The organism is Pseudomonas sp. JV414 (assembly GCF_032424305.1).
Classification (GTDB): Bacteria; Pseudomonadota; Gammaproteobacteria; order Pseudomonadales; family Pseudomonadaceae; genus Aquipseudomonas; species Aquipseudomonas lini.
Genome location: NZ_VYKC01000017.1, coordinates 192,763 through 218,346, shown reverse-complemented (window position 1 = coordinate 218,346; position 25,584 = coordinate 192,763). Strand labels below are relative to the sequence as shown.

Here is a 25,584-nt window from a genome sequence, read left to right as displayed (position 1 = left end):
CCTTGAGCAGATAATAGAAGAAAAGTCTGGTTCGCACGCGAACCAAGACCAGAAGGTGCCGAGTGGTCACTGTGTGAATATTGACGCCATTTTGACGGCGCTTTTAATTTTGCATTGAACACAAAACCCTGTGGGAGCGGGCTTGCTCGCGAAGGCGGCATAACAGTCGACATTAATGTTGAATGTTCGTCAGTCTTCGCGAGCAAGCCCGCTCCCACATGGAGGGTTGCGTCAGGCCGGTTTGATTTCCAGCATTGCTTCCTGCGCCAACTCTTTTTCGGCTTCCTTGAGGTCTTCCTCGCTGATCATTTCCGCGATCACCCGCAAGCGTTCCACTACCCGCGCATTGATGCTGCCTTCAGGGAATTCGCCATTCTCATCCGGCGCACCGGCCGGCTCGCCGACCAACAGGCTCAGGGCCTCGTCGGCCTGGCGCACTGCGTAGACATGGAACTGCCCCGCCCGCACCGCCACCAGCACCTTCTCGTCGAGCATTAGCGTGGCGACGTTGGCCTGAGGAATGATCGCCCCTTGCTCCCCCGTCAAACCACGGGCTTCGCAGAGCCGGAAGAAACCTTCGATTTTCTCGTTGACCCCACCCACCGCCTGCACTTCACCGAACTGGTTGATCGAACCGGTAATCGCAAAGCACTGCTTGAGCGGGGTTTTCGACAAGGCCGAGATCAGCGTGCACGCTTCGCCCAGAGACGCGCTGTCACCGTCGACATAACCGTAGGACTGCTCCAGGGCGATGCTCGCGGAAATCGCCAGCGGGAATTCCTGGGCATAACGGCTGCCCAGATACCCGGTGAGGATCATCACGCCTTTGGAGTGGATCGGCTGGCCGAGGTTGACCTCGCGCTCGATGTCAACAATGCCGCTACCGCCCGGATAAACCGTGGCGGAAATCCGCGCTGGTACCCCGAAAGCCGAATCGCCGACCTCCAATACCGTCAGCCCGTTGCACTTGCCGACAGCCGCGCCATCGGTGTCGATCAGAATGATCCCGGCCAGCATGTCATCGAGAATCCGCGCCGAAACGCGCCCGGTACGGGTGGCCTTGGCCTTGAGCGCACGCTCGATGTGCCCGGCGTCGGTCATGTCGTCACCCGCCAGGTCGCGAATGAAATCCGCCTCGCTGACCAGCTGGAACAGATCGCCGATCCGCGCCGACAAACGCCCCTGGTGTTCGGCCAGACGCGCGCTGTAAGTCGCCAGACGCGCCACCGCATCGGCGGTCAGCGGCGCCATGCCTTCTTCTGAGGTACGGGTTTTGAGCAACTGGGCGAACTGCTCCAGGCTCTCGTCGACCATCGGGATGTCTTCGTCGAAATCCACCAGGACACGGAACATTTCCTGGAAGTCCGGATCGAGGTCCTGCAACGTGTAGTAGAGCTGCCGGGCGCCAATGATGACGACTTTGACCTGCAACGGAATATGTTGCGGAGTAAGGGTCACAGTGGCGAAACGGCCCATCTCGCCCAGCGGCGATTCCATTTTCAGCTTGCGCGATTGCAGGGCGCGTTTGAGCGCATCCCACACGAACGGCTCGCTGAGCATTTTTTCCGCTTCAAGAATCAAGAAGCCGCCGTTGGCGCGGTGCAGCGCCCCCGGACGCAACTGTCGATAAGTGGTGTAGAGCGCGCCCTGATCGGTGGTGTACTCGATGCGGCCGAACAGGTTTTCGTAAGTCGGGTGCGGCTCAAAGACCACTGGCGCACCGCCGCTGAACGGATGACCGACCACCAGGCTCGGAGCGTATTGCTCTTCAAGCATTTTACGGGCGATGGCGTCGGTCTTGCTGTCGTCCACCAGTTGCTCGACCACCGTCTTGAGCAGGTACACCTGCATCGCTTGCAGGTAACCGCAAACGCCTGCGTTTTCCGCGTACTTTTCCGACAGCGGCGCGAGCAATGGCTGCAAAGCCAGGGTGATGGTTTCTTCGTTGAGCTGACGCAGTTGATTGCTCGACTCGCGCTTCCATTGCGGCAAGCTGGCGAGTTCTTCGTTCAATCGCTCTTCCAGCCCGGAAATGTCCTCGTGAAAGCGTTCGCGCTCGGCTTCCGGCAACTGGGCGAACTCAGCCTCATCCAGGGCCTTGCCTTCGCTCATCGGCGTGAAAGCGATGTTGCTGCTGTCGCGGTAGAGCGCGACCTCTTTCTCCAGCGCCAGACGCTCGATCACATCCAGTGCACGGTCATAACGCTGGTTGAAAGCGCGGTCGATGGCGCTTTTCTTCTGCTGATAGGACGGGTGCTCGAACACGGCCGGAAAGGTCGCCAGCAGGTTGTCGATCAAGCCGTTGATGTCACCGATGAAGGCACCGGCGGTGCCCGACGGCAATTCCAGGGTGCGAGGCTCGCGCGGTTCATCGAAATTATTGACGTAGACCCAGTCCGCCGGGGTCTGCAGGCGTTTACCTTCGGCCTTGAGGTAGCGTTTGACGAACGAAAACCGGCCGGTGCCGGGCTCGCCCATGACGAATACGTTGTAACCGGGGCGTGGCATGGCCACACCAAACTGCAAGGCTTCGACCGCGCGTTCCTGGCCAAGCACACCGCGGAAGGGCTCCAGATCATTGGTGGTAGAGAAGCTGAACTGTTCAGCGGAAAACGGACGGGTCAGCGCTTCAGGCGCTAGACGCAAGCTGGCAGCAACAGGATCAGGCATCGGGCTTCCTTACATCAGGCGGGGCAGATAGCGGCATTCTGGCGCTGCCCGTACCTCACTGGCAAGGCGCGCCTCAAGCCAAAGTTTAGACAAAGCGTCAGCCCCGGGCCGAGCAGGTCAAAATCAGTGTTTTCAAGGAATGTTTCGCAAAAGATTACGGAACCCCCGGAACATGCCTAAACTCCATGCTGCGCGGCTGGAACTAATAACCGGCCCACTGGCACCATTAGGGGCCAGCACCCTGTCCATTGGTATGCACACAAAGAGAACATAGCTATGAAACGGATTCTTCTTGGTACTCTCTTCACCGCTGTATCCATCAACGCCATGGCTCAGGCGCCAGGCGGTCCAGACTGTGGTTGGGGCAACCTGCTGTTCGAAGGTCAGCGTGGCACCCCGGCACACTTCCTGGCATCCACCACTAACGGCACTTCCGGTAATGCAACGTTCGGTATGACCTCCGGTACCAACGGTTGCTCGACCAACGCGTCGCTGACCTATGGCGGCAAATCCTGGATTGCCATGAATGGCATGATGAACGAGCTGTCCGAAGACATGGCCAAAGGTCAGGGCGAAGCGCTGACCACTTACGCCGTGGTACTGGGCGTGGCGCCGGAAGACCGTGCGCACTTCGCCGCTGTGACTCATCAGCACTTCCAGCAGATCTTCAGCAAAGCTGACGTGACCGCTGATGACGTGCATACCAACACCCTGGCCGTGCTGAAAAGCGACCCTCGTCTGGCCAAGTACGCTACTCAAGCTTAAGCTCGACCGGCCCGCTCTCTTTGGGGAGCGGGTTTTATTTTTTGAACCTGGCCCTTTTGGCCTGCCCCTTCGGGTCTTTGTTTCTTTCGGCTTAAGTTGCTCACTATGCTCAAACGCCTTGCCTGGCTGGCGCTCTGTGTCTGCGCCCCGCTGTCCGCCGCGCCACACATCGACAATCAACGTTTGCAGCAACTGGCCAACGACCCCTTCTGGATTTCCCTGGGGCATTACGAAACCGCCAAGCTCGGTGGCTGGCGCAGCTATGTCAGCGACAAGAAATTCTTTCTCGCCCCCGATGGCAACGAACACCCCGACCGCGAACTGGCGGCGACCGTGCAGGCACTGTATGCCCCGGCCAGTGCCGGCGAGCAGCATGCCCAATGCGTCTATCCGGCCCGCACCCGCTGGCTCAAGGCGCAACTTGAGCTGAGCGATCTGCCGACACCGGACTGTGCTGAGTTCAAGCAATGGTTCAAGGATGTTTCGCCCCACAGCGCGGTGATGATTTTCCCGGCGGCTTACCTGAACAGCCCATCGTCGATGTTTGGTCACACCTTGCTGCGCATCGATCAGGCCAATGTGCAGAGCGACAAGACGTCACTGCTCAGTTACGCGATCAACTTCGGCGCCTACATCGAAGGTTCGGACAACAGCATTCTTTACGCCTGGAAAGGCTTGATGGGCGGCTATCCCGGGCTGTTCGCGCTGGTGCCGTATCAGGAAAAACTCTCGGAATATCGCAGCCTAGAGAACCGCGACCTGTGGGAATACCGCCTGAACCTGACGCAGCAGGAAACCGAACGCATGGTCGAGCACGTCTGGGAACTCAAGCAAATCCAGTTCGACTACTTCTTCTTCGATGAAAACTGCTCCTACCGCCTGCTTGAGTTGCTGCAAGTAGCGCGGCCGAGCCTGCAGTTGACCGAGCAATTCCCGTTGACCGCTATCCCCACCGACACAGTCAAAGCGGTGAAAGAAGCCGGGCTGGTGGAGTCGATCGAGTATCGCCCGTCCCGTGAGCGCGAACTGCTAAGCCGTGCCGAGCCATTAACCTCCGATGAGCAGGAGTGGGTGCTGAAAGTCAGCGCCGATCAGAAGCAATTGCAGGATTCGGCGTTCAAGGCTCTACCTCGCGACCGTCAGGCGTTGATCATCGATGCGGCTTATCGTCTGGAGCGTTATCGCGCCAACGGTCAGGAGCGTGACCCACAACGGGCTCAACGCAGTTTCGAATTGCTGCGCGCAATCAATCAAAACCCGCCCCCGGAGCTGAAAATTCCGCAACCTGGCTTGCCCGAGGACGGTCACGAATCCCGCACCTGGCAAGCCGGCATCGGCACCCGGGGCGACAAGGCCTTCGGCGAATATGGCTTGCGCATGGCCTATCACGATCTGAATGACAACATGGAAAGCTTCCCCCTCGGTGCGCAAATCGAAATCCTGCAAATGAAGCTGCGCCAATACGAAGGCAATGACTGGCAGTTACAGCAACTGGACCTGGCGACCATCCGCTCGCTGACGCCTCGCAATGAGTTGTTGCAGCCGCTGTCATGGCAAGTCACCGGCGGCCTGGAGCGCGTACCGGGCAAGCATGACGACGAAACCCTGGTCAGCCATGTCAACGGCGGTGGCGGCGGGACCTGGCAACTGGGTGACGACATGCTCGGGTTCGCCTTGGGCACCGTGCGTGTGGAGCATAACAACGACTTCGCGGGCTTCATCGCTCCGGCGGCGGGCTTCAACAGCGGCCTGCTGTGGAAAAACCCGCTGGGCAATTTCAGCCTGGAAGCCAAGGGCGATTACTTCACCAATGGCGAAGTGCGCCGAAGTGTGAGTCTGAATCAGCAGTGGGAACTGTCGCGCAATCTGGGTGTGCGCCTGAGTGCCCAGCGTGAATTCAGCCACCTGGCTTCGCCCGAAAACGAAGTGATGCTTGAGGTGAAGTGGTATCACTATTGATCGTTGTTTAACCGCAAAAGATCGCAGCCTGCGGCAGCTCCTACAGGACCGCATGTAACCGCGCTTTTGTAGGAGCTGCCGCAGGCTGCGATCTTTTGACCTTTCTTTTACTCCCACCCGACAAATCCACTTCTAGACTTCCCTTATAGGCCATTGAACGGTCCAGGAATCCGAGATGTGGCATTGCGATCGCTCGCAATAAGTCGTTTACAGACATTCGTCGAAACTTAAAGCCTGCGACCATGGCCCAAACCCTATAACGGGAGAACAGCATGAGTCGCGCCTTCGTCAATGAAGATAACGCCGCCGCGCAAGCCGATCAGCCAGTCGAACGGCAGGTCAGCGCGCAGCCCAATTACGTCACGCCAGTGGGCCTGGCGCAGCTTCAGGCGAAAGTCGCCGAGCTGCAAAGCCTGCTTGATCAGGAAAGCGCCAAAGGCGAACTGGCCGACAAGCAGCGCCAGGCCGACCTCGATCGCGACTGGCGCTACTTCAAGCAGCGCCTGCAAAGCGCCCAGGTGGTCGCACAGGCCTCCTCGGCCGATAAAGTGCAGATCGGCAACTGGGTGACCTTTGCCGACGAGCACGATCATCAGCAGCGCGTGCAATTGGTCGGAGAAGACCAGGCGGATGCCGCCCATGGCTTGATCAATTGGAGCTCGCCGCTGGGGCGGGCGTTGCTCGGGGCGCAAGTGGGCGATGAGGTGCTGTGGAAACGGCCGGCGGGGGATTTGGTGATTGAGGTGTTGGCCATAGAAATGGGGTGAATTCGATGACGCCGCAATCTCTAAGAACAAAAAAACGGAGCCCTGAAGGCTAATGCCGGTCAGTTAAGCGAATGAACCGCTTTTCGTAGGAGCCAGGCTTGCCGGCGAAGGCGCTCTTAAGGACGCCTTCGCCGGCAAGCCTGGCTCCTACAGGTCCGATTTACCCTTAACTGACTGGCATTAGCCCTGAAGGCTCCGTTTTTTCTATGCGACCAACCTGAAATCAGGCCAGTTTTTTGTGCCGTACGCGGTGCGGTTGGGAAGCCGCTTCGCCGAGGCGTTTCTTGCGATCGGCTTCGTACTCGGTGTAGTTGCCTTCGAAAAACACCGCTTGCGAGTCGTCTTCGTACGCCAGGATGTGAGTCGCGACGCGGTCAAGGAACCACCGATCGTGAGAGATCACAATGGCGGCGCCCGGGAAGTCCAGCAGGGCTTCTTCCAGGGAACGCAGGGTTTCAACGTCGAGGTCGTTGGACGGTTCGTCGAGCAGCAGGACGTTGCCACCCTCTTTCAGGGTCAGGGCCAGGTGCAAGCGACCGCGCTCACCACCGGACAGGTCCTTGACGAACTTCTGCTGATCGCCGCCCTTGAAGTTGAAGCGACCCACGTAGGTGCGCGACGGGATTTCGTAGTTGCCGATGCGAATCTGGTCGGAACCGTCGGAGATCTGCTGGAACACAGTCTTACTGCCGTCCAGGTCTTCACGGGTCTGATCGACGCACGCCAGTTGCACGGTTTCACCGACTTCGATAGAGCCCGAATCCGGTGTTTCCTTGCCCATCAGCATACGGAACAGGGTCGATTTACCGGCACCGTTACCGCCGATCACGCCAACGATGGCGCCTTTAGGCATGGAGAACGACAGGTTGTCGATCAACACGCGATCGCCGTAGCCCTTGCTGACATTCTTGAACTCGATGACCTTGTCGCCCAGGCGCGGACCGGCCGGGATGTAGATCTCGTTGGTTTCGCTGCGCTTCTGGAATTCCTGCGATTGCATTTCTTCGAAGCGTTGCAGACGAGCCTTGGATTTGGACTGGCGGGCCTTGGCGCCTTTGCGCACCCACTCCAGCTCTTCCTTCATGGCCTTTTCGTGAGCCGATTGCTGCTTGGATTCGGCCGCCAGACGATCGGACTTGGCTTCGAGCCAACCCGAATAGTTGCCCTCGTACGGGATACCGGCGCCGCGGTCGAGCTCGAGGATCCAGCCGGCGACGTTGTCCAGGAAGTAACGGTCGTGCGTGATCGCAACCACGGTGCCCGGGAAATCGTGCAGAAAGTGCTCAAGCCAGGCGACGGAATCGGCGTCCAGGTGGTTGGTCGGTTCGTCGAGCAGCAGCATGTCTGGTGCGGACAGCAGCAGGCGGCACAGGGCCACACGACGTTTTTCACCACCGGACAGGAATTCGACCTTGGCATCCCACGCTGGCAGACGCAGCGCATCGGCGGCGACTTCCAGTTGGCGATCCAGGTTGTGACCGTCGCTGGCTTGCAGGATGGCTTCAAGCTTGGCCTGTTCGGCGGCCAGTTTGTCGAAGTCGGCATCTTCGTCAGCGTAAGCCGCGTAGACCTCGTCCAGGCGCGCCTGGGCGTTCTTGATCACGCTGACCGCTTCCTCGACCACTTCACGTACAGTCTTGGTCGGGTCCAGGATCGGTTCTTGCGGCAGGTAGCCGATGTTCAGGTCCGGCATCGGACGGGCTTCGCCGTCGAACTCGGTATCGACGCCAGCCATGATTTTCAGCAGCGTGGACTTACCCGAACCGTTGAGACCGAGTACGCCGATCTTGGCGCCAGGGAAGAACGACAGCGAAATGTTTTTCAGGATTTCCCGCTTCGGTGGAACAACTTTGCCCAGCCGATGCATGGTGAAGACGTATTGAGCCATGGAGAACCTAGGGTCAGTGACTGATGAATTAAAGCGCGGGCGAAGCCCGGGCCAGGCCATGCGCAGTGCAAGCGATTGATTAATCTCAATACCGGCGCGCGGAAAAAGCCTGAGTTTAGGAGCTGGAACGCTCCCGCGTAACCGGCAAAGCTACCTGATTGACGGAAGGCAGTCCAGCCGAGCAGGGCTGGCACTTCGCCACAACTCAAGGCATGCTAGCCGCGCTTCGGGCGCCCGGCTTATAGTGCACGTCGCGCCAGTCCAGCCAAACCGCAGGATTACAGTTTGTCTAATGTCTCTCCGCCATCGTCCGTGAGCGCACTCAATCCTGCGACCGGCTCGCCCCTGCGCGGCACCTTGAAGGGCGCGCTGGCGACCCTCGTCCTGTTACTGCTCGCACTGCTGTTCTGGCAGCTACTGGACCAGCTTCGCGAAACCCAGAAAAACCAGCGCCAGTACACCATCGACTACTCGGCCGACCTGGCTTCGCAAGTCAGCCTCAACATGGCACTCAATGCCCAGATCGCCCTTAATCTGCTACCGATCATCGAACAACCACAAAGCCCCGACGAACAGCAGGCGTTGCTGCGCAAACTGCAGCAATCGCTGCCCGACCTGCGCAGCCTGGCGCTGCTCAGTCCCTCCGGAAAAATCCTCAGCGACAGTGCCGCCGACAGCCCGGACGCCCATTACCTGAGCGAACTGGTTCAGCGCAGCCGCGCCCAGGCCCACTATTTCAGCAATGCAGATGACGGTTCGGTGGTGCACCTGCTCCTGCATCAGGCCAGCGGCAGCAGCCGCGGTTATTGGGTCCTGCGCCTGACGCCAACGTTTTTCTCCTCGCTGACCAAACAGGCCGACGTCGGCATCCGCCCCCAGTGGCTGGTGGAAAACCGCATCAATCATCAAATCATCAGCCGCGATGACGCCCAGCCCTCGGCCAAACCGGCCGTGCTGACAGCCGACGAACTGGCCAACAGCGTGCTGACAATCCCCTTGAGCAGCAGCGATTGGCAACTGCGCGGGCTATTCGACCGGCAACGGGTGATCGAACAACTGCTGCCGGCGTTCATCGGCAAATGCCTGCTGGGCCTGGCCCTCTCCTTGTTGCCGTTCATCGCGCTGCTGAACATTCGTCGCCGTCAACGCCAACTGCATGAAGGCCGTCGACGCTATCAGGACATTTTCGAAGGCACCGGCGTTGCGCTGTGCGTGCTCGACCTGTCCGGGCTCAAAAGTATCTTCGACAGGGCCCAACTCAACAGCAGCGAGCAGTTGAAGGCCTGGCTCGAAACACCGGAGCAACGCCAGCAACTGCTGCAGGAACTGCGCATCACCGAGGTCAATCAGGTCGCCCTGCAACTGCTCAATGTCAATTCCTGCGATCAAGCCTGGAAACTGCTGATCGACGGCTGCCCATTGGATTGCACGGCCATCGGCAATCAAGTGCTCGAAGCGGTGCTGCACCAACAGAAACAGCTTGAGCTGGAAATCAAACTCCAGGACGCCAATGGCCGCGACCAGCATTTGTGGCTGGTGCTGCGCCTGCCGGAAAATCAGGCCGACTACAAAGCAGTGATCCTGAGCATCAGCGATATCACCAGTCGCAAGCTCATCGAATTGTCGCTGCTTGAGCGTGAAGGGTTCTGGTCCGACGTAGTGCGCACCGTCCCGGATCACCTGTATGTGCAGGATGTGATCAGCCAGCGGATGATCTTCAGCAACCATCATCTGGGGCAAACGCTGGGTTACAACCGCACCGAACTGCACCAGATGGGCGAGTATTTCTGGGAAATCCTGTTGCACCCCGAGGATGCCGACTACTACCACCGGTCACGCCAGTCCCAACGTCACGCGGGTTACACCCAACTGATGCAATGCCAACTGCGTTTCCGCCATCGCGATGGCAAATGGCGGCGTTTCGATATTCGCGAACAGGCCCTGGCGCGGGACAAACACGATCAGGTCACGCGCATCATTGGCGTGGCCAAGGACATCACCGAGCAGATCGAAGCCAGCGAGTCCTTGCGCGACAGCGAGCAACGCTACCGGATGCTCGCCGAAAGCATCAGCGACGTGATTTTCTCCACCGACAGCAAGATGTCGCTCAATTACGTCAGCCCCTCGGTGCAAGCCGTGCTGGGCTTCGACGCCGACTGGATATTCCAGAACGGCTGGCAATCGACCATCGCCAACCCGCAACAACTGACCGGCATCTACAGCCTGATGGACCGGGTCAGCAAAGCGCTGGATAAACCCGAACAACTGGCGCTGCTGCGCAGTCAGGTGCAGACCCAGCTGTTTCTGTTCGACTGCCTGCGGGCCGACGGACGCAAGATCCCTATCGAGTTGCGTCTGGTGCTGGTCTGGGACGAACACGGCGCCTTCGAAGGTGTGCTCGGGGTCGGTCGCGACATCAGCCAGCAACGTCGGGCCGAAAAAGACTTGCGCATGGCGGCCACGGTATTCGAGCACTCGACCTCGGCGATTCTGATCACTGACCCGGCCGGCTACATCGTCCAGGCCAACGAAGCTTTCAGTCGCGTCAGCGGCTATGCGGTGTCCCAGGTCCTCGACCAGTTGCCGAACATGCTCACCGTCGATGAGCAGCAGGAAGCCCATCTGCGCTATGTGCTCAAACAATTGCATCAGCACAGCACCTGGGAAGGCGAAGTCTGGCTTAAACGACGCAATGGCGAGCATTACCCGGCCTGGGTCGGGATTACGGCGGTACTCGACGATGAAGGCGATCTGGCCAGCTACGTGTGTTTCTTCAGCGACATCAGCGAGCGCAAGGCCAGTGAGCAACGGATTCACCGCCTGGCCTATTACGACGCCTTGACCCACCTGCCCAACCGCACGCTGTTCCAGGATCGCCTGCACACCGCGCTGCAATCGGCTGAACGGCAGAAGTCCTGGGTGGTGCTGATGTTCCTCGACCTCGACCGCTTCAAACCAATCAACGACTCCCTGGGCCACGCCGCCGGCGACCGTATGCTCAAGGAAATGGCCACGCGCCTGCTCGGTTGCGTCGACGATGACGACACCGTGGCGCGCATGGGCGGCGATGAGTTCACGTTGCTGCTGCAACCGCGGGTCAACCGGGCGATCGCACTGAACCGGGCGATTCATGTGGCCGAGCAGATCCTCGCCAGCCTGGTGAAACCGTTCGTGCTGGAAGGCCGCGAGTTCTTTGTCACCGCCAGTATCGGCATCGCCCTGAGCCCTCAGGACGGCAGCGAACTCAGTCAGCTGATGAAGAACGCCGACACCGCGATGTACCACGCCAAGGAGCGCGGCAAGAACAACTTCCAGTTCTATCAGGCTGACATGAACGCCAGCGCCCTGGAGCGTCTGGAGCTGGAAAGCGACTTGCGTCATGCCCTGGAACAAAACGAATTCGTGCTGTACTACCAGCCGCAATTCAGCGGCGACGGCAAACGCCTGACCGGCGCCGAAGCCCTGCTGCGCTGGCGCCACCCACGACGCGGTCTGGTGCCGCCGGGGGATTTCATTCCGGTGCTCGAGGAGCTCGGGTTGGTGGTGGATGTCGGCGACTGGGTGATCAGCGAAGCCTGCCGTCAGCTCAAGGCCTGGCACCAGGCCAAGGTACGGGTGCCGAAGGTCTCGGTGAATATCTCGGCCCGGCAGTTCTCCGACGGGCAGCTCGGTACGCGGATCGCCACCATCCTCAAGGAAACCGGCCTGCCGCCGGCGTGCCTGGAGCTGGAATTGACCGAAAGTATCCTGATGCGCGAAGTCAGCGAGGCGATGCAGATTCTCGCCGGGTTGAAAAACCTCGGCCTGAGCATCGCGGTCGATGACTTCGGCACAGGTTATTCATCGCTCAACTACCTCAAGCAATTCCCGATCGACGTGCTGAAAATCGACCGCACCTTCGTCGATGGCCTGCCCTCGGGGGAACAGGATGCACAAATTGCCCGGGCGATCATCGCCATGGCCCACAGCCTCAATCTGGCGGTAATCGCCGAAGGCGTGGAAACCCACGAGCAGCTCGACTTCCTGCGTGAGCATGGTTGCGATGAGGTTCAGGGGTATCTGTTTGGCCGGCCAATGCCGGCGAGCCGGTTTGAGGCGCAGTTCAGCAATGATGCGTTGTTCATGCTGGACTGAAGCTTTCGGGTGTAGCTGATAGCCTCTTCGCGAGCAAGCCCGCTCCCACATTTGGAATGCGTTCCCCTGTGGGAGCGGGCTTGCTCGCGAAGAGGCCCACTCAGACACCGCAAATCCCGCGCATGAACACCACTTGTCTGCGACATGATGTCCTTTCATATGCCATCTAAAACCCATTGAGTTAGAATGCCCCCTTTTCTGCCCCGATCCTTGAGGACCGCCATGTTCAGCCGTGATTTGACTATTGCCAAGTACGACGCCGACCTTTTTGCCGCCATGGAGCAAGAAGCTCAGCGCCAGGAAGAACACATTGAGCTGATCGCTTCGGAAAACTACACCAGCCCTGCGGTGATGGAAGCTCAAGGCTCGGTACTGACCAACAAGTACGCCGAAGGTTACCCGGGCAAGCGCTACTACGGTGGTTGCGAGTTCGTCGACGTGGTTGAGCAGCTTGCAATTGATCGAGCAAAACAACTGTTCGGCGCCGATTACGCCAACGTTCAGCCACACGCCGGTTCCCAAGCCAACAGCGCCGTTTACCTGGCCCTGCTGCAAGCGGGCGACACCATCCTGGGCATGAGCCTGGCCCACGGCGGTCACCTGACCCACGGTGCCAGCGTTTCTTCCTCCGGCAAGCTGTACAACGCTGTTCAGTACGGCATCGACGCCAACGGCCTGATCGACTACGACGAAGTCGAGCGTCTGGCGGTTGAGCACAAGCCAAAAATGATCGTGGCCGGTTTCTCTGCCTACTCGCAGATCCTCGACTTCCCGCGCTTTCGCGCTATCGCTGACAAAGTCGGCGCTTATCTTTTTGTTGATATGGCTCACGTTGCGGGGCTGGTCGCCGCTGGCGTCTACCCGAACCCGGTTCCTTTCGCTGACGTCGTGACCACCACCACCCACAAGACCCTGCGCGGTCCACGTGGCGGCCTGATCCTGGCTCGCGCCAACGCCGACATCGAGAAGAAGCTGAACTCCGCGGTATTCCCGGGCGCCCAAGGTGGCCCGCTGGAGCACGTGATCGCTGCCAAGGCGATCTGCTTCAAGGAAGCGCTGCAGCCTGAGTTCAAGACCTACCAGCAACAAGTGGTGAAAAACGCCCAGGCCATGGCCGGCGTGTTCATCGAGCGCGGTTTCGACGTGGTGTCGGGCGGTACTCAGAACCACCTGTTCCTGCTGTCGCTGATCAAGCAGGAAATCTCCGGTAAAGACGCCGACGCCGCACTGGGCAAAGCGTTCATCACCGTGAACAAGAACTCGGTACCGAACGATCCACGCTCCCCGTTCGTCACCTCCGGTCTGCGTTTCGGTACTCCGGCTGTGACCACTCGCGGCTTCAAGGAAGCTGAGTGCAAAGAGCTGGCCGGCTGGATCTGCGACATCCTGGCTGATCTTTCCAACGAAGCGGTGATCGACGCCGTTCGTGAGAAGGTCAAGGCCATCTGCAAGAAGCTGCCGGTATACGGCGCTTAATCAGCCCGCTAAACCGCAGCAATGAAAAACCGGCCAGTGATGGCCGGTTTTTTTTCGTCCGCAATTTTTTCAAACCGCGAAAAGGCTCAAGGTCGGGGCATTGCGCCCAACTGGTAAGACCGGTCATGCCAATTCTTCAAAATATACTTGCGATCACCCAAAAACAGCGCCTAGACTGCGCCTGCACTGGACATACCGGTAAGACCACAATAATTAAGTCCTGAATCTGATGCGCCTCGCGCACGGCAGCCAGGACACCGACCAGGATTCCTCCCATGCTCAGATGGTGCTCGCGTTCAATCTTCCTTCAAGTGGTTCTCGGACTGGTGCTCGGCATCGTCTGCGGGCTGGCCCTTCCTGAATACTCCGCGCAACTCAAACCCCTCGGCGACGGTTTCATTAAACTGATCAAGATGCTCATTGGCTTGATCGTGTTCTGCGTAGTGGTCAGCGGCATCAGCGGTGCCGGCGACTTGAAGAAGGTCGGACGCATCGGCCTGAAATCGGTGATCTACTTCGAAATCCTGACCACCATCGCCTTGGTGATCGGCCTGGTGTTCGCCTTCACGACCGGAATCGGTAGCGGCGCGAACATTCATCTGGACCAGCTCTCCGCCGCCGACATCGGCGACATCGCCCAGCGCGGTCAGCACATGCACACCACCACCCAGTTCCTGATGAACCTGATCCCGACTTCGGTGATCGGCGCCTTCGCGGAAAACAACATTCTGCAAGTCCTGTTGTTTTCGGTGCTGTTCGGCAGCGCGTTGAACCTGGTGGGCGAAGCAGCGTCGGGTATTTCCCGGTTGATCAATGAACTGAGCCACGTGATCTTCCGCATCATGGGCATGATCGTGCGTCTGGCGCCAATCGGCGTGTTCGGCGCCATCGCCTTCACCACCAGCAAATATGGCCTGGACTCGTTGCAACACCTGGGCAATCTGGTCGGCCTGTTTTATCTGACCTGTGTGGCCTTCGTGACATTGATTCTCGGCCTGGTGATGCGCCTTTCGGGCCTGAAGATGTGGCCGTTGCTCAAGTACCTGCGCGAAGAACTGATGATCGTCATGGGCACCGCCTCCTCCGACGCTGTGCTGCCACAAATCATGCGCAAGCTTGAACACCTGGGCATCGGTAGCTCCACGGTCGGGCTGGTGATTCCAACCGGGTACTCGTTCAACCTTGATGGTTTTTCGATCTACCTGACCCTGGCCATCGTCTTCATCGCCAATGCCACCGGTACGCCGCTGGCCATGACCGATCTGCTGACGATTCTGCTGGTGTCGCTGATCACCTCCAAAGGTGCCCACGGGATTCCCGGTTCAGCGCTGGTGATTCTCGCGGCGACACTGACGGCGATCCCAGCGATTCCGGTAGTCGGCCTGGTGCTTGTATTAGCAGTGGACTGGTTCATGGGCATCGGCCGTGCGCTGACCAACCTGATCGGTAACTGCGTCGCCACCGTGGCCATCGCCCGCTGGGAAAAAGATATCGATATCCAACGGGCAAACAAGGTGCTGTCCGGTCAACAGGGTTATACCTTCCAGCCGAGGAAGCCGGTTGCCCCGGCGCATCAGCAGGAATTCTGAATAATCGCCGTGCCTGCCTGCGGGCAGGCACGGCCATCAATCGTTATGGATGCTCATGGAGCGAACAGTGATTACCTCGTCAACCGTTGTAAATTCAGTCGTAGAAAAACTTCGGGCCGCGCTGGCCCGCGGTCAGTGGCGATCCGGCGAAATGTTGCCAGGCCAGCGTGAACTGGCCGAACAACTGGGCATCAGCCGTCCGAGCCTGCGCGAAGCAGTCATCGTGCTGGAAACCCTCGGGCTGGTGCGATCCATGCCAGGCAAAGGCGTGGTGGTGCTGGAAGCCAATCTCAGCGACAGTCAAAGCCACGAGAGCGCGGTAGCCGGGGCCAGCCTGGAAGACGTGCTGCAACTGCGCTACACCCTCGAACCGTTCATCGTCGGCCTGGTGGCGCAGTCCATCAGCAGCAAGGAAGTCGGGCAACTGCGCCTGACCCTGATGGACATGCGCGAAGCCCTTGAGGCCAACGACAGCGAGGCTGGCGTGAATGCCTACATCGCATTCCACGAGGAACTGTTCGCCCTGACCTCGAACCCGATTTTCCAGAGCGTGGTGCAGCAGACCAGCAACGCCCTCAAGCAAAGCGCCGACGTGCTGCGCAATTCACCGGAGCATTTGGCTGAACGCCTTGAAGAAAACGAAGCCGTCGTACGAGCTATTCGCAGCAAGAACAGCGCCCAGGCCAGCGCCGAGATGCGTCGGCACATCCTTCGGGAAGGTCAGCGGATGGGCATCGAATTGAACATCCCGGACGACCATCTCGGCAGTTGAACCCCTCGTCGAACTGGAGACAGGCCATGAACAGCTTCGCCTCACCACAGATATTCACTGCCCTGCCCTTCTCCCGAACGGACAGCGAGAAGCCATCGGTGGATGATGTCTATCCGCGGATCTTCGACGCCATCCTTGAGCAACGCATCAGCCCTTCCAGCCGTTTCACCGAAGAAAGCCTGGGGCATATGTTCGGGGTCAGCCGAAGCACCGTGCGCCAGGTTCTGTCGCGTCTGTCCCATCAGCAGGTCATCATCTTGAGACCTAATCACCGCCCGCGAGTCGCCGCGCCCGCCCCCGAACAAACCCGCCAGGTACTCCATGCCCGTCGCCTGGCCGAAAGCACGCTGGTTCAGCTCGCCTGTCAACGGCGCCATTCCAGCATGCTGGTCAAGTTACGTGAATTGACCGAAGAGCAACGTCAGTGCATGGAGCGAGGCCAGCACGGTACGGCTATCCGTCTGTCCGGCGAATTCCATCTGCAACTTGCCAACATGGCCGATAACGCCCCGTTGGCGCACTTCCTCGAAAGCCTCGTACCTCTGACGTCGCTGGCGATTGCACAACAATATAAGGGACAAACTGGTAGCGCTTGCACCTGGCAGACGCACGTCCGCCTTATGGATGCCCTGGAGCGAACCGACGTCAGTGCAGCAGTGCGCTTGATGACACAATATCTGGATGATCTTGAACAGAGGCTGCTGGGCGAACATCCATAAACATCAACGACAGGACATTCGGCAACGTCGGCTCTACCGCACACAACAACGCCTGACCCACCCCTGTGAGTCCCAGCATCATCCCGAGAACAGGTACGCTGTTTTGCGTCATGAAGTCTTCATTGAAGAAGTTGTCTGCGACCTCGGAGAACGCCTGCTGACTCCTCGCAATTCCCTGATTGTTTCCCGTGCTGCGATACAGCTCCAGCAAACACACCAGATTACCGAAGTCACCATGGCAAAGGCTGTAGCCGGACCCAAGTCCGTGGTGCCAGAGATTGTGCTCGCACTGACTGATATCGTTGTCGACGATCGCCCCCAGCTCCACACTGAATACACCTTTGAGCGCTTTCTTGAGTTGCAACCTGGAGATCAGGATCCCGGCATCGCCGTGACACCACTTGGTCATGTGGGACGACTTCGAGGCATCACGCAGATCCAGCCAGAATCCCTGGGCTTTCAGGCGGTTTTCGTCCTTCAACAAGGCCTCGATCAGCGGGACGAGCGCCGCATTCCCCGTCACCTCATAAGCTTTGCCGAGCGCCTGGAGAATGCCTGAAATCCCGTGGGAGAATCCGGTGAGCAAAGGCGTTCGACAGGACTTGCGCACAAATCTCCCCTCTTCGTTCAGCAGTTCGGCTTGAATGGCTGCCGAGAATTTTTCGATGAGTGGGATCAAACTGTCTCGCTTTTCCAGCTGATACAGATTCACCAGTATCGTGACCGTCCCGCACCATCCATTAAGGAAGTCAAACTCGTCGTCCTGACGCGGAAAGTCGGCGAGCTTGAGCAATAAGTCATCAATGGTCGCGCGATGGATATCCCGCCCCATGACCTGTTGATGGTTGACCAGGACATAAAGGTAAGACGCCAGGCCGAAATAGGCGCTGACCGCAATGTCGCTGTCAAAATGCTCGTGGGATCTGGCCATCGAGTCGACAATTCGGTCGGCCATGCTCAAGTGTTCTGGCTGACCGCTGACTCGAAACAGGCTCATGTAAAAAACAGCCAACCCACCCATGCCGCTATACAGGCTGTTACTCATGGGCGAGAGGTAGTTGCGTCGAGTTGTCGGATGGGTATTGAGGAAAGACCACGCTACATCTCCGTCTTCGCCCTCAATGCTCAACCGTTCGATCACTGCCGCAACTCTCAGCGCCCCTGCAAGATAGTCCGACATCCGCATACCCGGCACACCTTTCTGGCGATGCTGCCTATTCAAGGGCATGGCCCCATTGTCCGAAGGGAACAGGCACTCGCGCAGGATGAGTGTCTGAAAAGCTTTGTCCTTGGCGGACAGATCGCTCAGCTTTCGTCGGCAACTTTCAAGTGGGCTCTCGATGTCGAGTTCAGCCACGAACCCGCCATGACCGCTGAACAATCGATTGGAGCCGATAGGCATGCTGAAACTTGGGATATTTGCCCGCTCCAGATCGACCGACTCGTGACCAGGAACATGCTTGCCAATAAGCGTTTCGCTCAACTCCGACCACAACGTGGCCAACAGCAACTGGCGCTGGAGCATGCATTGCATAAAGCGCGGATGCAGCGTCAATTCGATGAAGTCCACATAACGCTGGGTATTCTTGATTAATACCCGTGTTTTCAACTCACTGGCATGCTGACGGATCAACGCCAGTATCGCGCTCCGATGCTTCATCACCTCATCGTAGGCCAACTCAAATCCTTCAAAAATGTCTTCCTGATAGTCTTCCAGCGAACGTGGCAGGCCATCGAGAACCGGAAGGTGTCGGATAATCGGCGTCTTTTCGATGCTGACCCGCTTCAAGTGATAGAAACCTTGCTCACGAACCAGACGCAGTACATTTGAGGTGAAGTGCTTTTGTCGGGTCAGGCCGCTGAAGTCGTTTTCAGAGCCAGGTGAATAGGGAACAAAACCCGTCGCGAATATCGACTGACCGTTCAGTTTCAAGGTTTTGAACAACGCGCTGGTACCGGGAAGGTCGCCCTTGAGGTCAATCATTGAGGCTGTAAACAGACACTCAAGGTCGATCATGACCGGACTGCTCCCGCACGCGATGATGTTTTCGTAGTGAAAATCCATGCCATTCAAGGCATGGGCGATCGCAATCTGCGCTCCCGTTCTTCGGTAGTACAACGCCACATCACCTACCGTCTCACAGGCTCGATTCTCTACCTTTTCGATCCAGCAATGGTCGTCTCTGCAGATCAACGATGGGGTATGCGCAGAGAAACACTCGTCACGGTTGTTCTCGTGCAACAGCCTCATCAACGCGCCATAGAACTCCGCTTCGCGGTTGCTTCTTGGTTTGTAGACCAACGAAGTGGTAGCGATCTGAACAGCACAGACCGTTTCGCCGTTGGCATGGGGATCGCCCCATCCGAGGTCGATAGAATCGATTCGTCGCCCTCGCAGTGCGAATAGCTGAGCCAGCGCATCGGCGTCCTTGGCAAAATGGGAGATGACTTTGTACAGGTAGGCGGATGTGCTTTCCATTTGCTGGATCAGCAGGTCAGTCAGTACCGGATAGGACGCCAGGAGCGGGCCTATCGATTGGGTACCAAGAAACTGCTCGAAGGTGTTCAGGTCCGTATCGACGCCTTGTGATATTCGCGTATTAAGACAATGGACAAGGGACTTTTGCGACAAACGCTTAAGACAGGCTATTACATAAGGCTGGACACTGGCCAGCAACGATTCGGCATTGAAATACTGACAACTTTCGACATATCTTTTATCGCACCCAAACACTTGCTTAAAGTAACAATAAAAAACCCTATAAAAGCCTTCAAATGCCTCCTGACTCGTACTGCTTGGCTGATCACCATGGCTCAACGCAACGATCAATTGAATTTTATTGTGCAAAACTTCTATCGAGGCGTGCTGTAAAGACTCACAATACTCGGTGCCATTCTCGAGCCGCCCAACCAACTCACTCCTATTCATGCCGAAATATTTTATAACGGCGTCATCATCCTTATGCAGCATCTCCATGGTCTTGCGCAGTAAGTCGATATCGACTCCATTTCCCGCGCCCAATGTTTCACGCTCTTGGAACGTCAGAATATCAGCCAACATGCTTGCCATCCTTGACCAAAATGGCAGGTCATCGACCTGCCATATATTACTGACGATTTAGCAGAAAACCGTGCAACCCAGGCTCTCGCAGGTAATCGCGGTGGTGGACATGACTTCAACGCCCGCCATCTTGTTGATACCGCCTTTCACATAGGCTTCAAACTCACTGTCGAAATCGCCAGACATTTCCAGGATTTGCTCTTTCATATAACGCTCCAATATTAACCTAATAGGTGCCTTCATTGGCACCCAAGAAAGTTAACATCAACGGAACACCAAAGCCCGCTACAAACTCTAACTTAATGTAACCACCCAACTCATCACAAACACTAACAACTTAGTCTATTGCAACTTTTGCGAACCCTTCACGAATTTTTTCTTCGGGCAACTCATCAGCAATAAACACAATGACACTTTCCCGCACTTCATCATCGGCCCACTCGGTATCCCAGTCGAATCCGTACAGCTTCAAGACCCCCTGAAACACCATGCGCCGCGGTTCGCCAAGGATGTTCAAAACACCTTTGTATCGCAGCAATTGCTTGCCATGGTCTTCCAGCAGTTCGTTCATGAACTCACTGAGTTTATCGATATCCAGCGGCTTGTCGGTGCGTAACACCAGGCTGGAGATACGGTCGATGGACGGCGCCTTGCTCACTGGACGCAGACTCACGCCACCGCCGAGATCGGCGTTGAGGTTGAAACCGCGCACGTCGAGCAGTTCTGCCAGGTCGATCTTGCCGTGCTCGACCAAGCGAATCGGCGCGCGGCGGTTGATGCGGGTCAGGCGCTCGCTGAGGGCAGTGAAGGTCGGTTCGTCCACCAGATCCCGTTTGCTCACCAGCAAGCGGTCGGCAAAGCCGATCTGTGCCTGGGCAATGGTCTGGGTCAGGTGCAGGTCGGCGTGGGCCGCGTCCACCAGGGTGATGATGCCGTCGAGGATGTAGCGCTCACGCAGTTCTTCGTCGATGAAGAAGGTTTGCGCCACCGGGGCCGGGTCGGCCAGACCGGTGCATTCGATGACCAGACGATCGAAGGCTATTTCGCCGCTGTCCAGACGTTCGAGCAGCAGGTACAGCGCCTTGGTCAAATCGGTGTGGATGGTGCAGCAGACGCAGCCGTTGGACAGCGTCATCACTTGCACCGGCTCGTCGCCCAACAGTTGGGTGTCGATACCGGCGTCACTGAATTCGTTTTCGATCACGGCGATTTTCAGGCCGTGCTCGGCTTTGAGCAGATAGCGCAGCAGCGTGGTTTTTCCCGCGCCGAGAAAGCCACTGAGGATTGTTACTGGAATGGGAGAGGACAAACGGGTTCTCCTGTTTCACAAAGTTAAGAAACAACACAAAACAAATGTGGGAGCGGGCTTGCTCGCGAAGAGATCGTGTCAGTCGACATGAATGTTGAATGACACACCGCTTTCGCGAGCAAGCCCGCTCCCACAGGGATTGCATCAGCCAGGCTGTTGCATCAACAGCACTTCGGCCCACCCTTGCCACCGTAACGGGCTTCCTGACGTTCGCGAAAGAACATCTCGTAGCTCATCACCGGTTTGTCCGGGTGCTTGGTTTGCATATGCTCGACGTAGTTGTCGTAGTCGGGCATGCCGACCATCAGGCGCGCAGCCTGACCGAGGTATTTACCGAGGCGACTCAGGTCATTGAACATGGTGCAATCCTCGATTACGCATCCGGCTGAGCCTGGAACGGCGATTCTTTATCCGTACGTTCTTTGGTACCCCAGGCGGCAATACCGACCTTGAGCGCATAGAACAGGATGCTGAACACCACGAACAGGAACAGCGCGGTCAGCGTTGCATTGGTGTAGGCGTTATAGATTACATGCTGCATCTGCTCGATGCTCTTGGCCGGGGCCAGAATCTGCCCGTTGGCCAACGCATCGCTGTATTTCTTCGCCAACGACAGGAAGCCGATTGCCGGGTTGGCGTCGAACAGCTTGATGAAGCCTGCGGTGGTGGTGCAGATCAGCAGCCACACCGCTGGCAGCATGGTGACCCAGATGTAGCGTTGGCGTTTCATTTTGATCAGGACAACGGTTGCCAGCATCAGCGCGATTCCGGCCAGCATCTGGTTGGAGATACCGAACAGCGGCCACAAGGTGTTGATGCCACCCAGCGGGTCAATCACGCCTTGGTACAGCAGATACCCCCACATCGCCACGCAACCGGCGGTTGCGATCAGGTTGGCAGTCCAGGACTCGGTGCGTTTGAGCGCCGGCACAAAGGAGCCGAGCAAATCCTGCAACATGAAGCGTCCGGCACGGGTGCCGGCGTCGACCGCGGTCAGGATAAACAGCGCTTCGAACAGGATTGCGAAGTGGTACCAGAACGCCATGGTGTTTTCACCCGGCAACACACTGTGCAGGATCTGCGCGATACCGACCGCCAGGGTCGGTGCACCGCCGGCACGGGCCAGGATGGTGGTTTCACCGATGTCCTTGGCCACCGCCTGCAGCGCTTCCGGCGTAATTGCGAAACCCCAGCCACTGACAGCTTGTGCAACAGCCACCACGTCACCGCCGACGACCGCCGCCGGGCTGTTCATGGCGAAGTACACGCCCGGCTCGATCACCGATGCAGCCACCATTGCCATGATGGCGACGAAGGATTCCATCAGCATGCCGCCGTAACCGATGTAACGGGCGTTAACCTCGTTATCCAGCAACTTCGGCGTGGTGCCGGAGGAGATCAGTGCGTGGAAACCGGACACCGCGCCACAGGCAATGGTGATGAACAGGAACGGGAACAGACCGCCCTTCCACACCGGTCCGGTGCCGTCGATGAACTGGGTCAATGCCGGCATTTTCAGCTCAGGCATGGTGATCAGGATGCCGATCGCCAGCGCGACGATGGTGCCGATCTTGAGGAAGGTGGACAGGTAGTCACGCGGCGCCAGAATCAGCCACACCGGCAATACCGCCGCGACAAAACCATAGCCGATCAGCATCCAGGTGATCTGGACCCCGGTAAAGCTGAACGCCTTGGCCCACACCGGATCAGCGGCAATCTGCCCGCCCAGCCAGATCGAACCCAGCAGCAACGCCACGCCGATCACCGAGATTTCACCGATGCGACCCGGGCGGATGTAGCGCATGTAAATGCCCATGAACATCGCGATCGGGATGGTCGCCATCACCGTGAAAATGCCCCAAGGGCTTTCGGCCAGGGCCTTGACCACGATCAGCGCCAGCACCGCGAGGATGATGATCATGATCAGGAAGCAGCCAAACAGCGCGATGGTCCCCGGGATGCGGCCCATTTCTTCACGGACCATATCGCCCAAAGAACGACCGTTGCGGCGGGTGGACATGAACAGGACCATGAAGTCCTGAACCGCACCGGCCAGCACCACGCCGGCAATCAGCCACAGCGTACCGGGCAGGTAGCCCATCTGCGCCGCCAATACCGGCCCGACCAGCGGCCCCGCGCCAGCGATGGCCGCGAAGTGGTGACCGAAAAGGATGTGTTTGTTGGTCGGCACATAGTCCAGACCGTCATTGTTGAGTACCGCTGGTGTAGCCCGACGCGGATCGAGTTGCATCACATTGTTAGCGATGAACAGGCTGTAGTAGCGGTACGCGACCAGATAAATGGCCACGGCGGCGACCACAATCCACAAGGCGTTGATCGCCTCGCCTCGGCGCAATGCCACTACGCCCAGGGCGCACGCTCCCAGGATTGCCAGCAGCAGCCAGGGTAGGTGGCGTAGCAGGCTATTATTATTTTTCATTTTATGATTCCAGCCAGAGTGGACAAGAAAGACAGCCATCCGGAGTTTAGCGCTACTGACGGCAAAGGCCATACCCCGACATTGATCCAGAGCCTGTCTTTGCTGGCAGGCTTTAACCATGCGGGTCTATAGTCAGCGGACATTCAGAGGATTGCGCCATGAGTGACCACCCTGCTGATCGCCGCCGCTTCAAACGTATTGCGTTCGATGCCCGAACCGAGCTGAGCCAAGGGGAATTCATCTGGCCGGTGAAGTTGATCGACCTGTCGCTCAAGGGGCTGCTTATCGAGAAGCCCGAGCCGTGGCTGGGTAATCCAGACTGGCATTTCCTGGTTGATATTCATCTTAACGAAGACGTCGAGATCAAGATGGATGTGATGTTGACCCACGATGACCATGGTCAACTCGGGTTTGTCTGCAAACACATCAGCCTGGAATCGATTGAACGGCTGCGGCGGTTGATCGAGTTCAACCTGGGCGATCCTCAGGAATTGGAGCGGGAGCTGGGCGCGTTGATCGAAATCTGAAAACACGACGCAATACCCTGTGGGAGCCGGGCTTGCCCGCGATGGCGATTTCAGTCCCACCAAAAATGTCGACTGACAAACCGCTATCGCGGGCAAGCCCGGCTCCCACAGGATGTGTGTTGCTTGCAGCTATTCGAACAATGCGTCGAGCGCCTGTTCGAGACGCGTCACGGCAATAATCTGCAATCCCGGCGGCGCCTCTTTCGGCGCGTTGCCCTTGGGCACGATGGCTCGCTTGAAGCCGTGCTTGGCCGCCTCTTTCAAGCGTTCCTGGCCACTCGGCACCGGGCGTACTTCACCCGACAAGCCGACTTCGCCGAACACCAGCAGATCATGGGGCAGCGGCCGGTTGCGCAAACTGGACATGACCGCCGCCATCAGCGCCAAGTCAGATGCTGTTTCCAGCACCTTCACCCCGCCGACCACGTTGAGGAACACGTCCTGATCGTGGGTCGGAATGCCGCCATGGCGGTGCAAAACCGCCAACAGCATGGCCAAGCGATTCTGATCCAGACCAAGCGTCACCCGGCGCGGGTTGGCCAGATGACTGTCGTCCACCAATGCCTGAACTTCCACCAGCATCGGCCGGGTGCCTTCCCACGTGGCCATGACCACACTGCCCGGGACTTCTTCCTGGGCACGGGTCAGAAAAATCGCCGAGGGGTTGGAGACTTCTTTCAGGCCCTTGTCGGTCATGCCGAACACGCCCAATTCATTCACCGCGCCGAAACGGTTTTTCACCGCTCGCAGCAGGCGCAGGCGCCCATCGGATTCGCCTTCGAAATACAGAACGGTGTCGACCATATGTTCCAGTACTCGAGGACCAGCCAGCGCGCCTTCTTTGGTGACATGGCCCACGAGGAAAATCGCCGTGCCGCTTTGTTTGGCATAACGCACCAGCAACGCCGCACTTTCGCGAACCTGGGAAACGCCCCCCGGAGCCGATTGCAGTTGCTCGGTAAAAATCGTCTGGATCGAGTCGATCACCATCACCTTGGGCTTTTCCTGCCGGGCGGTGGCGATGATGGTTTCAATGCAGGTTTCGGTCATCACCCGCAACTGATCCTGAGGCAAGCCCAAGCGCCGGGCGCGCATGGCCACTTGTTGCTGGGACTCTTCGCCGGTGACATACAGCGCCGGCATGCTCTTGGCGAGGTTGCACAAGGTTTGCAACAAAATGGTCGACTTACCGATGCCAGGATCACCACCGATCAACACTACCGAGCCATCCACCAAGCCGCCGCCCAGAACGCGATCCAGCTCGCTGGACGCCGTGGAGAAACGCGGAATCTCTTCAACACTGACTTCGGCCAGGGTTTTGATCTGTGCCTGCTGGCCGGTCCAACCGGTGCGCCCGCTGGGGGCTGCGGCGCCGCCGCTCTCGACCATGGTTTCGGTCAGCGTGTTCCAGGCCCCGCATTCGCCGCACTGGCCGGCCCACTTCGGGAAGGTTGAGCCACACTCGGTGCAGCCGTACATGCGCTTGGCCTTGGCCATCTGAACTCCCG

At 58.3% G+C, this 25,584-nt stretch carries 17 protein-coding genes; 9 read left to right on the top strand and 8 right to left on the bottom strand.

Annotation, left to right across the window (positions count from 1 at the left end; genetic code table 11):
- Nucleotides 1-231: 231 nt before the first annotated feature.
- Nucleotides 232-2,670 carry a Lon protease family protein gene (locus tag F6R97_RS18785; protein WP_315866921.1) on the bottom strand — a complete coding sequence of 813 codons (2,439 nt, stop codon included), beginning with the start codon at nt 2,668-2,670 and terminating at the stop codon, nt 232-234.
- Nucleotides 2,671-2,946: 276 nt separating this feature from the next.
- Here F6R97_RS18785 and F6R97_RS18780 point away from each other — a divergent pair, with 276 nt between their 5' ends.
- The 3 genes from F6R97_RS18780 to F6R97_RS18770 all read left to right on the top strand — a co-directional run bounded on the left by F6R97_RS18780 (nt 2,947) and on the right by F6R97_RS18770 (nt 6,161).
- Complete coding sequence (locus F6R97_RS18780) at nt 2,947-3,435, top strand: DUF3015 domain-containing protein (RefSeq protein WP_038981477.1); 489 nt, start codon at nt 2,947-2,949, stop codon at nt 3,433-3,435.
- A 105-nt stretch (nt 3,436-3,540) separates the two neighbouring features.
- The gene (locus F6R97_RS18775; protein WP_315866920.1) at nt 3,541-5,394 is read left to right on the top strand and encodes a DUF4105 domain-containing protein; all 1,854 of its coding nucleotides are present in this window, start codon (nt 3,541-3,543) and stop codon (nt 5,392-5,394) included.
- A 272-nt stretch (nt 5,395-5,666) separates the two neighbouring features.
- Nucleotides 5,667-6,161 carry a GreA/GreB family elongation factor gene (locus tag F6R97_RS18770; RefSeq protein WP_038981475.1) on the top strand — a complete coding sequence of 165 codons (495 nt, stop codon included), beginning with the start codon at nt 5,667-5,669 and terminating at the stop codon, nt 6,159-6,161.
- 223 nt (nt 6,162-6,384) lie between these two features.
- Here the strand turns inward: F6R97_RS18770 and ettA are convergent, their stop codons facing one another.
- On the bottom strand, nt 6,385-8,049 hold the full coding sequence (gene ettA, locus F6R97_RS18765; RefSeq protein ID WP_038981474.1) for an energy-dependent translational throttle protein EttA: 1,665 nt from the start codon (nt 8,047-8,049) through the stop codon (nt 6,385-6,387).
- 285 nt (nt 8,050-8,334) lie between these two features.
- Between ettA and F6R97_RS18760 the strand changes: the two genes are divergently transcribed.
- The 5 genes from F6R97_RS18760 to F6R97_RS18740 all read left to right on the top strand — a co-directional run bounded on the left by F6R97_RS18760 (nt 8,335) and on the right by F6R97_RS18740 (nt 16,739).
- Entirely contained in the window at nt 8,335-12,183 is a 3,849-nt protein-coding gene (locus tag F6R97_RS18760) for an EAL domain-containing protein (RefSeq protein ID WP_315866919.1), read from the top strand.
- 222 nt (nt 12,184-12,405) lie between these two features.
- A complete protein-coding gene (gene glyA / locus F6R97_RS18755; RefSeq protein ID WP_315866918.1) occupies nt 12,406-13,659 on the top strand; it encodes a serine hydroxymethyltransferase in 1,254 nt (417 codons plus the stop codon).
- A 275-nt stretch (nt 13,660-13,934) separates the two neighbouring features.
- Complete coding sequence (locus tag F6R97_RS18750; protein WP_038981471.1) at nt 13,935-15,248, top strand: C4-dicarboxylate transporter DctA; 1,314 nt, start codon at nt 13,935-13,937, stop codon at nt 15,246-15,248.
- A gap of 67 nt (nt 15,249-15,315) precedes the next feature.
- On the top strand, nt 15,316-16,020 hold the full coding sequence (locus F6R97_RS18745) for a FadR/GntR family transcriptional regulator (RefSeq protein ID WP_038981470.1): 705 nt from the start codon (nt 15,316-15,318) through the stop codon (nt 16,018-16,020).
- 26 nt (nt 16,021-16,046) lie between these two features.
- Nucleotides 16,047-16,739: a GntR family transcriptional regulator gene (locus tag F6R97_RS18740; protein WP_082157866.1), complete on the top strand. Its 693-nt coding sequence runs from the start codon at nt 16,047-16,049 to the stop codon at nt 16,737-16,739.
- Here the strand turns inward: F6R97_RS18740 and lanM are convergent.
- From lanM to F6R97_RS18715, 5 genes are all read right to left on the bottom strand, one after another.
- Entirely contained in the window at nt 16,666-19,800 is a 3,135-nt protein-coding gene (lanM, locus tag F6R97_RS18735; protein WP_315866917.1) for a type 2 lanthipeptide synthetase LanM, read from the bottom strand. The genes F6R97_RS18740 and lanM overlap by 74 nt on opposite strands.
- A 57-nt stretch (nt 19,801-19,857) precedes the next feature.
- Entirely contained in the window at nt 19,858-20,007 is a 150-nt protein-coding gene (locus F6R97_RS18730; RefSeq protein ID WP_167344826.1) for a hypothetical protein, read from the bottom strand.
- A 130-nt stretch (nt 20,008-20,137) separates the two neighbouring features.
- Nucleotides 20,138-21,109: a GTPase gene (yjiA, locus tag F6R97_RS18725; RefSeq protein ID WP_038981467.1), complete on the bottom strand. Its 972-nt coding sequence runs from the start codon at nt 21,107-21,109 to the stop codon at nt 20,138-20,140.
- Nucleotides 21,110-21,270: 161 nt separating this feature from the next.
- On the bottom strand, nt 21,271-21,468 hold the full coding sequence (locus F6R97_RS18720) for a YbdD/YjiX family protein (protein WP_007895266.1): 198 nt from the start codon (nt 21,466-21,468) through the stop codon (nt 21,271-21,273).
- Nucleotides 21,469-21,482: 14 nt separating this feature from the next.
- Nucleotides 21,483-23,549, bottom strand: coding sequence for a carbon starvation CstA family protein (locus F6R97_RS18715; RefSeq protein WP_038981466.1), 2,067 nt, complete (start codon nt 23,547-23,549; stop codon nt 21,483-21,485).
- Nucleotides 23,550-23,707: 158 nt separating this feature from the next.
- Here F6R97_RS18715 and F6R97_RS18710 point away from each other — a divergent pair, with 158 nt between their 5' ends.
- On the top strand, nt 23,708-24,076 hold the full coding sequence (locus tag F6R97_RS18710; protein ID WP_048396474.1) for a PilZ domain-containing protein: 369 nt from the start codon (nt 23,708-23,710) through the stop codon (nt 24,074-24,076).
- A gap of 129 nt (nt 24,077-24,205) precedes the next feature.
- Here the strand turns inward: F6R97_RS18710 and radA are convergent, their stop codons facing one another.
- On the bottom strand, nt 24,206-25,573 hold the full coding sequence (gene radA, locus F6R97_RS18705) for a DNA repair protein RadA (protein WP_007937264.1): 1,368 nt from the start codon (nt 25,571-25,573) through the stop codon (nt 24,206-24,208).
- Nucleotides 25,574-25,584: the final 11 nt, after the last annotated feature.

Excerpts from the sequence above, each read along its gene's own strand:
- F6R97_RS18730 (WP_167344826.1), bottom strand. The coding sequence starts at position 20,007 with ATGAAAGAGCAAATCCTGGAAATGTCTGGCGATTTCGACAGTGAGTTT.
- F6R97_RS18740 (WP_082157866.1), top strand. The coding sequence starts at position 16,047 with ATGAACAGCTTCGCCTCACCACAGATATTCACTGCCCTGCCCTTCTCC.
- F6R97_RS18715 (WP_038981466.1), bottom strand. The coding sequence starts at position 23,549 with ATGAAAAATAATAATAGCCTGCTACGCCACCTACCCTGGCTGCTGCTG.
- ettA (WP_038981474.1), bottom strand. The coding sequence starts at position 8,049 with ATGGCTCAATACGTCTTCACCATGCATCGGCTGGGCAAAGTTGTTCCA.
- F6R97_RS18785 (WP_315866921.1), bottom strand. The coding sequence starts at position 2,670 with ATGCCTGATCCTGTTGCTGCCAGCTTGCGTCTAGCGCCTGAAGCGCTG.
- F6R97_RS18770 (WP_038981475.1), top strand. The coding sequence starts at position 5,667 with ATGAGTCGCGCCTTCGTCAATGAAGATAACGCCGCCGCGCAAGCCGAT.
- glyA (WP_315866918.1), top strand. The coding sequence starts at position 12,406 with ATGTTCAGCCGTGATTTGACTATTGCCAAGTACGACGCCGACCTTTTT.
- F6R97_RS18710 (WP_048396474.1), top strand. The coding sequence starts at position 23,708 with ATGAGTGACCACCCTGCTGATCGCCGCCGCTTCAAACGTATTGCGTTC.
- F6R97_RS18750 (WP_038981471.1), top strand. The coding sequence starts at position 13,935 with ATGCTCAGATGGTGCTCGCGTTCAATCTTCCTTCAAGTGGTTCTCGGA.
- F6R97_RS18720 (WP_007895266.1), bottom strand. The coding sequence starts at position 21,468 with ATGTTCAATGACCTGAGTCGCCTCGGTAAATACCTCGGTCAGGCTGCG.
- F6R97_RS18775 (WP_315866920.1), top strand. The coding sequence starts at position 3,541 with ATGCTCAAACGCCTTGCCTGGCTGGCGCTCTGTGTCTGCGCCCCGCTG.
- lanM (WP_315866917.1), bottom strand. The coding sequence starts at position 19,800 with ATGTTGGCTGATATTCTGACGTTCCAAGAGCGTGAAACATTGGGCGCG.
- F6R97_RS18780 (WP_038981477.1), top strand. The coding sequence starts at position 2,947 with ATGAAACGGATTCTTCTTGGTACTCTCTTCACCGCTGTATCCATCAAC.
- radA (WP_007937264.1), bottom strand. The coding sequence starts at position 25,573 with ATGGCCAAGGCCAAGCGCATGTACGGCTGCACCGAGTGTGGCTCAACC.